Here is a 12,520-nt window from a genome sequence, read left to right as displayed (position 1 = left end):
TTTTTCACCAGGGTTGCCTATAACCACATCCTTGCGCTTGTATTGACGGTCGCGTTGATTGCGGCTTCCGTTTATAAAGGATACACAGATTCCTTCCTGCTGATTGTCGTCGATGCCTTTTCATTGACAGTGGGCTTCTATCTGGCGAACCGGATGATGAAGCGCAACAAGAAGCAGTCATAATTCCAAAAGTAAGCCTGTCGGATTATGTCCGGCGGGTTTTTCTTATTTATAGGCTCTGTTAAATTTGGCTGTAGATGTTCGTTCCAGGCGCTTCGCTTTCCTCGGGGAAGAATTATGAAAAAGCCCTACTGCCGGCTTTTTCAAAGATCAAATTCTTCCTTGCAGTCCGGGACCCTCTTCGGCGCTTCAAGCGCCTGCGGGGTCTCCCGATGACTTGCTCATCCCGCAGGACATTGATTAGCTTCCTCGAACCTGCTCAAGCACGATGGGAATGCGTTAGCATTTTCGGAGGAGTCTTCGCACCTCCACTACAATCAACAGGGTGTAAAACCACATTTATATTTAACAGAGCCAAATAAATAAAAGATTTCGAAAAGTATCAAAAAGAAATCTTTACGAAATAGAATAATCAGCTTAGAATTATATATTATTATATAATAACCCAATGTGCTAGTTCCCTTTTCCGATTATGAGGAGTGAAAATATATGTTTCTGCATGATGTACTCGACTCAACAGTCAAGAAAGTAAAATCCCAGACAGCTAACCTTTTGACATTGGCGAATCTTTCTTTAGGTGGATTCGCGATTATCGTGGCCATTCACGGCAATCTGAACTTAAGCCTCTTATTGATTTTCATTGCCGCCCTTGCTGACCGATTTGACGGCATGGTAGCCAGAAAACTCAATATTGAATCAGAACTTGGAAAGCAGCTGGATTCCATGAGTGATATTATATCATTTGGAGTTGCACCTGCATTATTAATCTATCAGGGAATTTTATCCGATTTCGGTGCTCCCGGAGCCTTCTTCATCGTTTTTTACATAGGCTGCGGCGCCTTCCGCCTTGCACGATTCAATATAACCGAGAATAGCGGGTATTTCACAGGTTTGCCAATCACAGCAGCAGGAGTGCTGGCAACGCTAAGCTTCCTGGCCATTCCGCACGTACCGCCTCAGACATTCCTGTTCATTATGATGACTCTTAGCCTGCTGATGGTCAGTCCATTCAAACTGAAAAAAGTATAAAAACCCAGCCCGAATGGCTGGGTTTTCTCATGTACATTTGTTTCTCCAGGCTTGCCTTTGTCTGGTCCTCCACACACTTCAACGGCAAAAAGGATCCTTTACGCTAGTTTTCCCTACCCTGGAAAACAGCAGTAACTACTCTGTCAATGCCATAAATTCTTCGACATCCTCCACACACATGCGGACTGCTTTTTCCCAGAAATCCTTTTTCGTAAGGTCGACTTTCAGGTGTTTTTGAGCTAACTCCTCGACTGTCATAGAAGCAGAGTCCTTTAACAGGGCAATATATTTCTCTTCATATCCCTTGCCTTCTTCCTGGGCCATTGCATAAATGCCAAGGGAGAATAAGTAACCAAATGTATATGGGAAGTTATAAAACGGCACTCCAGTAATAAAGAAGTGCAGCTTTGAAGCCCAGAATAACGGATGATATTCCTCTAGTGCTCCTCCGTATGCTTCGTTTTGTGCATTTTCCATCAATTCACCCAGTCTTTCAGCGTTGACAACTCCCTGCTTGCGCTCTTCATAGAATTTCGTCTCAAACAGGAACCTGGAATGTATATTCATCAATAGCGCGACCGACCGCTGAATTTTATCCTCTAACAGACTGAGCTTCTCTTCTTTCGATTTCGCATTCTTTACAGAAGCATCAGAAACGATCATTTCAGCGAAAGTAGATGCTGTTTCAGCAACGTTCATCGCATAATTACGATTTAGCAAGTGTAAATCTCTCATGGCATACGTGTGGAATCCATGTCCAAGCTCGTGAGCCAGTGTGGAGACATTGGATGGTGTGCCTGAGTAGGTCATAAATATTCGTGATTGGCTGCTCTCCGGAAAGAAAGTATGGAATCCTCCAGGAGCTTTTCCAGGGCGATCTTCCGCCTCGATCCATTTATTTTCAAATGCCATTTTTGCAAACTCCGCCATATCCTTGCCAAATTGCTCGAAATTATCGACGATGAAATCTGCCCCTTCCTGATAGGACATTTTAGATTCCGCACTTCCAATTGGCGCATCTAAATCGTACCAGCTCAGCTTTTCAACTCCAAGCAGCTTCGCCTTCCGATTCAGGAACTGAACAAATGGCTCCTTATTGTCGGAGATGACTTCCCACATGGCATCAAGAGTTTCTTTTTTCATCCTATTTATATCAAGCGGCTCTTTCAATACATCTTCCCAGCCTCGGAGCTTATAGACATTCAATCTAAAGCCTGCAAGGTGGTTTAGTGTCTTTGCGTAGAAATCCTCTTTCTCTCCCCATGCTTTTTCCCATTGAGCAAAAATTTCCTTACGGACAGAGCGGTCAGCATCCGAGAGCTTATTGGCTGCCTGGCCGACAGATAAACTTTCCTCTTTATAATTGATTTTCGTATTCCCAACAAGAAGGTCATACATCTGGCCCCAGCCATGATAGCCGTCTACACTCAAAGCATTGATTGCTGATTCCTCTTTTTCGGAAAGCTTTTCGGCAGCCCGCTCACGGCGCTCTGTCAGTACAAAACGCAGCTCATTCAATAGCCCTTCCTGGACAAGCTCCTCCCAAACATTTTCTGAGAAGCTTGATAACTTCTGGTCAAAGATCGTCAGCGCTGTTTGCAATGCTGCACTTAGTTCTGTAACATTTGATTTTAATTGTCCGGCTTTCTTATCACCAGTATTCTGTGCATGCAAACAGCTTACAAAAGCCCCTGCCTGCCTGACCTTCCTTGCTGCTCCATCAAACATTTCAACAAGACTCGCCAACCTGCCAGCTTCGCTTGCCTGGTCAGCCGGCTGCCATCCTTCAACTTCCTTTCTAAATTGTGTGATTTCCTCACTTGCAGCTTTTAAGTGCGCAGCGAATTCAGGTGAAGCACTTCCTCCTTCAAAGAATACGTCTAAGTCCCAGACTTCTGAGTATGTATTGGACATTGATTGGTTCCCCCTTTTTTTCTATTATATTATTATAATGTTATTTTTCTAAAATTTCTATTTTTTCAAACGTATTTCTAAAAAGATCTCAGAAGCTAATGCTCGGATAAAATCAATATTTAAAGGACAAGAAAAAGGTTTATCACTGTGTTCAGGATAAACCTTTTTCCCTTCTATCTATCCGTAGAAATACCACCAGCCGCCAAAAATCAGGACGATGACAAGCAGGATGATGAACAGTGCAAACCATACACCACTTCCCCCGTAATATCCCGGATAACCTCCATAAGGTGCACCGTATGGTGGATAATAACCGTAAGGCATACTTTCACACTCCTTTTCTGTATCCTATTATTACTTTATGGGATTCTGTCCATTTTGGTTTGGGCTTTAGCGAACCTTTTAAAAAAAACACTTAGCTTAAACATTGGCAAAATAATATGTGAAACTCATTTAAGTGCACGGTTTTTCCAAACTTTTCGTGTAAGATAAACTCAAGAATATTTTTCAAGGAGTTTTTATATGGCCACGATTTTGTTAGTAGATGATGAAACGCGTATGCTTGATTTGCTTGCGCTTTATTTAACACCAGCAGGATATAAATGCATTAAAAGAACTTCCGGAAATGAGGCCATCAGCTTTCTGGAGGATAACCATGCTGACCTCGTGCTGCTTGATGTCATGATGCCCGAGCTGGATGGCTGGGAGACATGCAGTGAAATTCGCAGGCATTGGGATATTCCCGTCATCATGCTTACTGCCAGGAGTGAGAAGCCAGACGTTGTCAGAGGCTTAAAAATAGGAGCTGATGACTATATAACCAAGCCTTTTGATGAGGGTGAATTAATTGCTAGAATCGAAGCAGTGCTTCGGAGACAATCTGTCAAAAGCCCCCTTCTCAATTTTAATGGCTTGAAACTTAACACGGATTCCTATGATGTACAGTATAATGGCATTTTGATTCCTCTCACGCCTAAGGAGTTTGCCTTGCTCAGCCTATTTTTGGAAAACATTAATAAGGTTTTCACAAGGGAACACTTAATTTCAACCATATGGGGATACGGTGTCGATACAGAAGACCGAACGATTGATTCGCATGTAAGGAACCTTAGGGATAAACTTCGTAAATCAGGTTTTGCGGTAGACGATTATTTGTCTACTGTTTGGGGCGTGGGCTATAAATGGATTGATTAAATTCTTGTTTTTGCTCTATAAGGTTTCATTCATAATCCTTTGGATAAGAGAAATAATAGTTACGTTAACTTAGATAGGAGGAATATAGAATGGAAACTTTATACGATCGTCTGGGTGGACAAGATGCCATTTCAAAAGTAGTTGATGTTTTTTACGAAAAGGTACTAGCAGATGAAACAGTCAATAAGTTTTTCGAGGAAACGGACATGGAAAAACAGCGCAAGCATCAATCATTGTTTATCAGCTGGGCATTGGGCGGACCAAACCAATATTCCGGAAGAAGCATGGAGCTCGCGCATAAAGGCATGAACCTGAATGATGAGCACTTTGGCGCCATCGCCAATCACCTTGCTGCTAGCCTGAGGGAATTCAATGTATCGGAAGAAGACATCAATCAAGTACTGGAGAAACTGACAGGCATGAAGAATGATATTCTTTATAAATGAAGAAAAGGAGAGGAATTCCCCTCTCCTTTTATTTATTCAATTGTCTCGGCAGGTTTTGCAGGAAGGAGATCATTAATGTCATGCCTTCTCTTGTTTCTTTCTGCGTGACAGCCTTCATCAACTGCATGGATGATAACGGTTCTTTATCCTTTGTTTCCTCTTGAGCATTATGGAACGCAGTAAGCATACCTTCTACCAGGTCAATGGCACCCAGCTGCACGAAGGAATCGGCAAGTTCTACGCCTTTGATTGCTTTCTCGGCCATATCCGTAACCATCGGTCCAGTCATGGCACCCTTCATGGCAGCTGCCATATCTGCAAGCTGCATCAAGGATTTCAAGACACCTGTTTCTTCCATGCGTTTTACTTCCATTAATGTACGCTCGAGGTTCTCAGCCACCTCAGGAAGGGCTTTTAATAAAGAAAGCGTTTCAGGCTGAAGCAAATCATCGGCCATCTCGACCATCTTTACGCCTGTTTCGGCAATCGTCGAGACCATTTCACCAGTTACCGCATTCATGGCTGCATCGGTGAAGCCGACAAGTTTATGTTGTTCTTTTTGTTGAGCTTGAGGTGTCTCTGTAGCCATCTCAACCACCCCTTCTATAAAATCCCTTTGGCATTTAACCAGTAAAGCTCATTGTATACAGCTTTGAACCAGTGCAGCAGGTCAGAAGTTTCTGCAGGCTGCGGAGGATTGTTGTAATCGAATGTAATCATGCTAGCATCTTCAAGGCTGTTTTCCAGGAAGCACGCAACCTTGCCATTGTATACAGCTGTTTCCGGGCGACCAGTCAATCTGCTGATGATATTGGCAACAAGTGATTCAGATTGGTAGTGAGCTGTTGAACCTGCTTTGCTGATTGGAAGGTTCGTAGCGTCACCAATAACGTACACATCATCCTGGCCAATCATCTTCAATGTTGTACGGTTTGTTGGAATGAAGCCGGACTCATCTCCAATACCGGAATCCATCACTGCTTTAGCGCCAGTATGGGCTGGGATCGTAATAAGCATGTCATATTCGTGTTCCGAACCATCCATTGTGATGGCTACTTTGCGCTTCGGATCCACTTCTTCAAGATTGAAGAATGTTTCGTATTTGATATCGCGCTTCTCGAACTGTGGCAATCCCCACTCAGCAACTGGTACTAGTGAGTGAATACGGCCGATTGGATAAGCGTATTTGATTTCAATATCCTTGCGTCTGCCATTCTTGCGGTAATAATCATCAAGCATTAGCGCAAGTTCAAGCGGAGCGGCCGGACACTTGTGCGGCACATCAATCGTGATGAGGATTCTGCCTGTTTCCATTGCTGCAAGATCCTCACGCAGGCGTTCAGCACCATCAAGCGTATAGAAGTTATGCGCTCCTTCTCTTAAGCCAGGTACACTGTCAAAGTCAGGATGTGAACCAGTTGCGATCACTAGGTAGTCATACTGGTACTGTTTTTTCCCTTTGACTGATTTTTTCTCAACATCAATTTTTTCAACATCATCATAAACAAGGTTTACATGTCTATGAACAAGTGATTCCTGCTTTCTGATGAAATGCTCAGATGGCTTCTCATTGAAGGCAATGAATAAGTATCCAGGCTGGTAAATATGTTTTTCTGTATTTGAAATCAAAGTGATTTCGACTTCACGCTTCTTAATTTCTTCCCCAAGCTGGCGGGCAAGCTTGTTTGCGACCATTGTACCCGCGCTGCCGGCTCCAAGAACGACGATTTTCTTTGTCATTTGGTCCACACCTCTTTATTGGATTCTTTGATGAAGGCTGTTACTGCTTAAACAGCAATCACTTACTTTACCTTTTTAACTGCGATTTTGAATTCATCGCCTTCATTTTCGAGGTAGGCAATTTCGTGGCCCATTTTGTTTACCCATTCAGGAATATCGACTGCTGACCCTTTATCAGTAGAAAGAACTTCTACAACATCGCCAACTTGTGCTGTCTTGATTCCTTTTACCAATTCCATTAGCGGTCCAGGGCAATATGCTCCTCTAGCATCGATTGATTTAGTTACTTGTACTTCACTCATGATTTTTTCCTCCTATATAGTTAGGTTTTGTGTTAAAATTAGAAAAGATTTTTTATTTTGCATGAAGGGGAAAAAGATTGAAAGGCCTGCACGCCATATCACTTTTTCCTGCTTCTGCAGCTTACATTGTAATTACTGTTGCACCTTGAGTCATTCCAAGGAATTTTGTTACCCCGATCACTCCATCAAATACATCAATCATGTCTTCTTCTTGCCAATCCATGATGTCCATCGCTAGTGCGCATCCGTAAATATTAAGTTCTCCCATATCTTTACCTTCTTGTAAAAGTGAATCGAACAACGGGATCTTCTTAGCTAGCATTTCCTTGCCAATAGTTCCAGTGATGAAATCAGTTGTTTCAAAGCTGTCTTTGCGGAAAGATTTCAATGCGTTCATTGTGACGAATACATTTACAGTCATGCCTGACATTGATGCAACTGAGCCTACAAGTGCTCCTGCATGAAGCTTTTCAAGATCTTCCGATAATAAAATGACCGCTAAAGATGGTGCTTGCTGTTCCATAATTTATTTCCTCCTAATTAATTCGAATGATTTACCTTACACTTGAATTATACCTATACCCCTATATCTATGTCTGTTTCTTTCATGTGAACGTTCTTAGTCTAAATAGTGACAAAACAAGGTGTTCACAGAATTAACTATTCTGTCATCATAATATGATTCTGGATTAAATTTCCAAAACAAAATATTTATTCGGACAGACACAATCCTTCCCCCTCAGACATAGGAATTTATTATAGGCGAAAGCCTAAAAAAGCGGGGGTGGAAACATGTCGGGCATACTAACAGCACTCGGGTACTTAGTTAAAGAAGTGATCCTTCTTGTTTCGTATGTTAAAAACAATGCATTTCCTCAACCGTTATCTGCAGCTGATGAGCGGAAGTACTTAAGGTTGATGGCAAATGGCGACCCACACGCAAGAAATATGCTGATTGAGCACAATCTGAGACTTGTCGCACATATTGTGAAAAAATTCGAAAACACCGGCGAGGATTCGGAGGATTTGATTTCTATCGGAACAATTGGCCTGATCAAGGCAATCGAAAGCTATTCGGAAGGCAAAGGAACCAAACTGGCAACATATGCTGCTCGCTGCATTGAGAACGAGATTCTTATGCATTTGCGCGCATTGAAGAAAACTAAAAAGGATGTTTCATTACATGACCCTATCGGCCAGGACAAAGAAGGAAATGAAATTTCGCTAATCGATGTCCTGAAGTCTGAATCAGAAGATGTCATTGATACAATCCAGCTCAATATGGAGCTTGAAAAAGTTAAAGAATATATCGATGTCCTCGATGAGCGTGAAAAAGAGGTCATTGTTGGCCGCTTTGGGCTTGATTTAAAGAAGGAAAAAACACAGCGGGAAATTGCCAAAGAACTTGGCATCTCGAGAAGTTATGTTTCCAGGATCGAGAAGAGGGCATTGATGAAAATGTTCCATGAGTTTTATCGTGCCGAAAAAGAAAAGAAAAAGAATAAAGGAAAGTAAACGAAAAACCCGGGCAATTTGCTCCGGGTTTTCGTTTTTCCAAGTAAGTGTTGCGGGAAAACAAGAAAGGCATCAACCACAATTGATTGATACCTTTTTAACTCTCTATTCTACACTCACTTCTGCAGCAACTACCAAACCGACAGCGCCACAGATCACCAATCCCATGACAATCAAGAACATGCCCCTCACCCCTTTAGCATTCACCCATGTTTACACCAAATTTATCATATAATGACGGTGCTAAAAGGAAGTGGTTGTGAACATTTTGTTAACGATGGGATTTCTTTTTCTTGAAAATGAGTGTTATCAGCAATACATGCAGTGACATACAAATCCTCCCGACTCCGTCGTTAGGTGGTGTCCTTCTCCACCCATAAGCTAGCCAGTCTTCTTTGAATTAAATAAATCATTTTCTTTCCACCTTTCTAAAGTTTTTTATTCAAATGAATTAAAACTGGCGCAGCATTGTTTGACGGGTTTTGTTATCTTCAATCATTTTTTCTACCATTTCGTTATGGCGAATTTCTTCTAAAGACATTTGGCGTTTGTTGATTGTAATTGTAAAAAACAAGATATTTAAGGTCATGATCGGTTCACCTCCTTTATAATTCCACCCCAAAAAGCCGCAAGGATTCCTCCCCTGCGGCAAAATGGGCACAAAAAAGCCACAGGGGCACGATTCTCCCTGCGGCCATGGATGTATTAGTTAAAAAAACAGCTTAAACAATCCAGTCCGATCCGGTCGAATGCGTATTACGATATGAAGTTTGTGCGTTATTCCAGTATCCAATCATGATCATTTCACTCGACCTCCTTTTGAATTATTTAACCACATTGGTAAGTATATCCACTTCCCTTTGTTTTGTAAACCTTTTTTTGGCCGTTTTTTCCAAAAAAGTATTCGTCAAAATCCAACAAAAAAAACGCCCTGAACGGACGTTTATTTCTTCATCAGCAATTCCTGGCCTTCTTCAGTTTCTACCAGCTGGTTGCGGTATTTTTTAGCGATTGAAAAGAATGATGCGGAACCAGCAAGGAAAACGATGGATGCACCAGTTGCAATATATATATCAGTCATCACTTTCGTTTCAGACGGAATGATCGTACCGAGGTAAAAAAATACTCCTACTGCAAGAAGTACAGTTGCAAATTGTTTGAAATCAACCATTTTATCATAGAGTTGTTTAGCGTCCATTTCTATCACCTGCACTTTCAGACTTAACCACAACCCTACTTTAACATTTTTTAAACACTTTTTCGGTAAGTAAATACTGGAAAAGTATTACCTTTTATTGAAATGACCTGCTTCAGACATTTGCCGTGGCTTCCACTTCTGTTTTGTCCGAACCTGGTACCACTTCAATCCCGCAAAAAAAAGCGCGAAATCCTCCAGGAGTGATTTCACGCTAAAAGACTATTATGGTTTATTAAATGCTATCCTATCGTAAGCTTGAAAGCTATTTAAAGTAAATTAGTTCAGGTTCCAGTTTTTGACCATCTCATTGACGATTTCAAAGGAGTTCTTGGAAGCGAGTTTCGTGAATTCCAGGAAGTTTACGTCTGCTGAGCCATCTGCCTGGTCAGACATTGACCTGATGATGACAAATGGAATGCTGTTCATGCTGCATACCTGTCCAACGGCTGCCCCTTCCATTTCTGTACAATAACCATTAAGCTCCTCATAAAGGAATTTCACTTTCTCCCGATCGGCGATGAATTGGTCGCCTGATAACATTCTGCCGCTGACGATTTTCTTATCATCTACAATTTCTTTGCTCGCCGAGATCGCCAAATCCACCAGTCGCTCATCAGCTTTAAATACAGATACTTCTGTATAAGGGATTTCCCCTAGCTTGAAGCCTAATGCACGTACGTCCATATCGTGCTGTACACAATCAGTTGAAACGACGATATCACCAATTTTCAGATCCGGGTTAACAGCACCGGCAACACCCGTAAATACAATATTGGACGCAGCGAATTCATCAATCAAAATTTGTGTACATACGCTGGCGTTAACTTTCCCGACCCCTGACTTACAGAGTACAACGTCATACCCGTTGAAAGTGCCGACATAAAAAGTGATTCCTGCTTTCTTTTTTTCTTCATAGTCTTGCATTGCGTCGAGGATATGCTGAATTTCTTCATCCATTGCGCCTATAATACCAATTCTGCTCATTAATCTGGCCTCCGATATTCTTATTGAAATGCTGTTTTACAAGGATCGTGCCTTCAAGGTTCTTTTTTCATAAAAGTCATTTTACTTTCTATGTGAAAAATTATGAAAGGAGTTTTGACATCCTGTTAGCTTCATAAAGTACTTTTTCTTCATCAATCGTTTTGAACTGCCCCTTATCTAATATTTGTTTTCCCTGGACATAGACATCCTTGACATCCCGCCCAGATCCGGAATAAACAAGATGGGATACCGGATTATGCTTAGGATAAAAGAATGACTGATTGGCATTCACGACAATAAAATCTGCATCTTTGCCAACTTCCAGCGATCCAATCCGTTTCTCGAGCCAAAGTGATTCTGCTCCCTGGATGGTCGCCATTCTTAAGGCTTGCTGGGCAGAGATTTCTGTTGCATCCCTGGCTACTCCTTTATGGATTGTCGCCGCTGCTTTCAGTTCTTCAAATAAATCCAGGTTATTGTTTGAAGCGACGCTATCTGTACCAAGGCTGACCGTAACTCCCTTTGCGAGCATTTTGCCAACCGGAGCAATTCCGCTGCCCAATTTGAGATTACTGATCACATTATGAGATACTTTCACATCTTTTTTTGCAAGGATTTCTATATCATCGTCGCTCACATGGACAGCATGTGCCACCAATGATGGACGGTCAAAGAATCCAAGTTTGTCCAGATGTACTACTGGTGTTGCACCAAAGTCCTCGATATTCTTCTCTACTTCAAATTTCGTTTCAGACATATGCGTATGCATTGGTACGTTCAGTTCGACTGACTTATCAATGATTTGTGAGATATACTCTGGTGAGCAAGTATAAGGAGAATGCGGTGATAACATAGTCGTAATCCGGCCACCTGCGCCATTGTTCCAGCTTTTCGCAAATTCCGCCGCTTCCTTAAGCTTGTTCTGTCGAAGCTCATCCGATCCAAAGCCAATCACACCGCGGCACAGTACTCCACGTATTCCTGCTTCCTCAACCGCCTTTGCGATCTCATCCATATTGTCATACATATCAACAAAAGTCGTTGTACCTGTACGGATCATTTCAAGGATAGAAAGCTTGGCACCCCATTTTGCATGCTCAGGTGTATATTTTGCTTCAAGCGGCCAAATTTTGTCTTCCAGCCATGTTTGCAAATGCAAATCATCCGCATACCCTCTCAGCAAAGACATTGGTGTGTGTCCATGCGTATTGACCAGGCCAGGAAGGAGAATATTGCCTTTTAAATCTACTTTTTCATCATAAGAAGCAAAATCTTCAGGTGTTGCTCCCACATAAATGATTTTTTCATCTTCAATGCCAATAGCGCCATTTTCAATCACTTCATTATTCGTGTTACTCGTAACGATGGTGCCGTTATATAATAACTTTCTTGCCATATTAATCTCTCCTATGTAAAAACACTTGAGCATATTTGTACTAACTAGAATTCGGTGTAAAACGTTGAAATATGCCTATCGTTTTAATTTATCAAAAAATGTTTTATTTTTATAGATAATTTGCTATTTTTATTTGTAAAGCAGGACAGACACTATTTTAACAAAACTGCATAAAGGGAGCTAAATTAATGAATTTCCAATTCGATTTAATTGAAGATAAGGTTGAATTTTTTGAAGCTATCGATTTGAAAACTTTGGAACAAAAAATCAATAAACAGATTGAAATCAATAAGGCGATCATGCTGACTGTCCATCATGTATCACATCAAATGCATTTAGATGACAAAGGAAGGCTGTTCTATTCAGCTGTTGTCCACTTCAAAGCAAAATAAGAAAAGCGCAAGCGCCTTGGTCAGCCCCGACAAGCGGTGGAGGGCCGACCGGTGAAGTCGTTCTTTGACTTCATTGGGCGGACCGAAACCGAAATGTATAGCCGACTGCCCAGAAACGCAGAAACTGGAGACTCCGACAAAGAAGCGCTTTTTGCTTCTGCCGGCGGAGTTGAAGTTTCGGAGTTTCTAGGAGGCGAAACTAGACAAGCGACTCGAGCTGCTCAAAGCTA

The 12,520-nt window shown here is 41.7% G+C and carries 16 protein-coding genes; 6 read left to right on the top strand and 10 right to left on the bottom strand.

All coding sequences use genetic code 11. From position 1 onward, the window contains the following. Positions 1-183: DUF2198 family protein (locus ACH0QE_RS11345; RefSeq protein ID WP_415800784.1), on the top strand; the 183-nt coding region annotated here is incomplete at its 5' end. A gap of 486 nt (positions 184-669) precedes the next feature. Further along, the gene (pssA, locus tag ACH0QE_RS11340) at positions 670-1,209 is read left to right on the top strand and encodes a CDP-diacylglycerol--serine O-phosphatidyltransferase (RefSeq protein WP_415800782.1); all 540 of its coding nucleotides are present in this window, start codon (positions 670-672) and stop codon (positions 1,207-1,209) included. A 135-nt stretch (positions 1,210-1,344) separates the two neighbouring features. Here the strand turns inward: pssA and ACH0QE_RS11335 are convergent, their stop codons facing one another. Beyond that, positions 1,345-3,123, bottom strand: a complete 1,779-nt coding sequence (locus tag ACH0QE_RS11335) for a M3 family oligoendopeptidase (RefSeq protein WP_415800781.1) — start codon at positions 3,121-3,123, stop codon at positions 1,345-1,347. Between the two features lie 177 nt (positions 3,124-3,300). Next, positions 3,301-3,447 (bottom strand): hypothetical protein, encoded by a 147-nt coding sequence (locus tag ACH0QE_RS11330; RefSeq protein ID WP_170029993.1) that lies wholly within the window; start codon positions 3,445-3,447, stop codon positions 3,301-3,303. A gap of 198 nt (positions 3,448-3,645) precedes the next feature. On the opposite strand from ACH0QE_RS11330, the gene ACH0QE_RS11325 reads away from it, so the two are divergent. Then, on the top strand, positions 3,646-4,317 hold the full coding sequence (locus tag ACH0QE_RS11325) for a response regulator transcription factor (protein ID WP_415800780.1): 672 nt from the start codon (positions 3,646-3,648) through the stop codon (positions 4,315-4,317). Positions 4,318-4,406: 89 nt separating this feature from the next. Then, positions 4,407-4,763, top strand: a complete 357-nt coding sequence (locus ACH0QE_RS11320; RefSeq protein ID WP_415800779.1) for a group I truncated hemoglobin — start codon at positions 4,407-4,409, stop codon at positions 4,761-4,763. A gap of 28 nt (positions 4,764-4,791) precedes the next feature. Here ACH0QE_RS11320 and ACH0QE_RS11315 read toward each other — a convergent pair whose 3' ends face one another. The 4 genes from ACH0QE_RS11315 to ACH0QE_RS11300 form a co-directional block, all read right to left on the bottom strand. Continuing rightward, positions 4,792-5,352, bottom strand: coding sequence for a DUF1641 domain-containing protein (locus tag ACH0QE_RS11315; RefSeq protein WP_415800778.1), 561 nt, complete (start codon positions 5,350-5,352; stop codon positions 4,792-4,794). A 14-nt stretch (positions 5,353-5,366) separates the two neighbouring features. After that, the gene (locus ACH0QE_RS11310; RefSeq protein WP_415800777.1) at positions 5,367-6,503 is read right to left on the bottom strand and encodes an NAD(P)/FAD-dependent oxidoreductase; all 1,137 of its coding nucleotides are present in this window, start codon (positions 6,501-6,503) and stop codon (positions 5,367-5,369) included. Between the two features lie 62 nt (positions 6,504-6,565). Further along, entirely contained in the window at positions 6,566-6,805 is a 240-nt protein-coding gene (locus tag ACH0QE_RS11305) for a sulfurtransferase TusA family protein (protein ID WP_023627220.1), read from the bottom strand. Between the two features lie 121 nt (positions 6,806-6,926). Further along, positions 6,927-7,328, bottom strand: a complete 402-nt coding sequence (locus ACH0QE_RS11300; RefSeq protein ID WP_041965171.1) for a DsrE/DsrF/DrsH-like family protein — start codon at positions 7,326-7,328, stop codon at positions 6,927-6,929. Positions 7,329-7,597: 269 nt separating this feature from the next. Between ACH0QE_RS11300 and sigK the strand changes: the two genes are divergently transcribed. Beyond that, on the top strand, positions 7,598-8,320 hold the full coding sequence (gene sigK, locus ACH0QE_RS11295) for an RNA polymerase sporulation sigma factor SigK (RefSeq protein WP_192470806.1): 723 nt from the start codon (positions 7,598-7,600) through the stop codon (positions 8,318-8,320). 451 nt (positions 8,321-8,771) lie between these two features. On the opposite strand, the gene ACH0QE_RS11290 is transcribed toward sigK, so the two are convergent. From ACH0QE_RS11290 to ACH0QE_RS11275, 4 genes are all read right to left on the bottom strand, one after another. Then, positions 8,772-8,909 carry a YrzI family small protein gene (locus tag ACH0QE_RS11290; RefSeq protein ID WP_415800776.1) on the bottom strand — a complete coding sequence of 46 codons (138 nt, stop codon included), beginning with the start codon at positions 8,907-8,909 and terminating at the stop codon, positions 8,772-8,774. 354 nt (positions 8,910-9,263) lie between these two features. After that, positions 9,264-9,518: a YrhC family protein gene (locus ACH0QE_RS11285; protein ID WP_415800775.1), complete on the bottom strand. Its 255-nt coding sequence runs from the start codon at positions 9,516-9,518 to the stop codon at positions 9,264-9,266. A 276-nt stretch (positions 9,519-9,794) separates the two neighbouring features. Continuing rightward, positions 9,795-10,502 (bottom strand): 5'-methylthioadenosine/adenosylhomocysteine nucleosidase, encoded by a 708-nt coding sequence (locus tag ACH0QE_RS11280; protein WP_415800774.1) that lies wholly within the window; start codon positions 10,500-10,502, stop codon positions 9,795-9,797. Between the two features lie 100 nt (positions 10,503-10,602). Further along, complete coding sequence (locus ACH0QE_RS11275) at positions 10,603-11,898, bottom strand: amidohydrolase family protein (protein ID WP_415800773.1); 1,296 nt, start codon at positions 11,896-11,898, stop codon at positions 10,603-10,605. 188 nt (positions 11,899-12,086) lie between these two features. Here ACH0QE_RS11275 and ACH0QE_RS11270 point away from each other — a divergent pair, with 188 nt between their 5' ends. Further along, entirely contained in the window at positions 12,087-12,290 is a 204-nt protein-coding gene (locus ACH0QE_RS11270; RefSeq protein ID WP_415800772.1) for a YrzA family protein, read from the top strand. Positions 12,291-12,520: the final 230 nt, after the last annotated feature.

Source organism: Mesobacillus sp., assembly GCF_047739415.1.
Classification (GTDB): Bacteria; Bacillota; Bacilli; order Bacillales; family Cytobacillaceae; genus Mesobacillus.
Note: the sequence above shows the minus strand (reverse complement) of the source record. Positions and strands in the feature narration are given on the sequence as shown.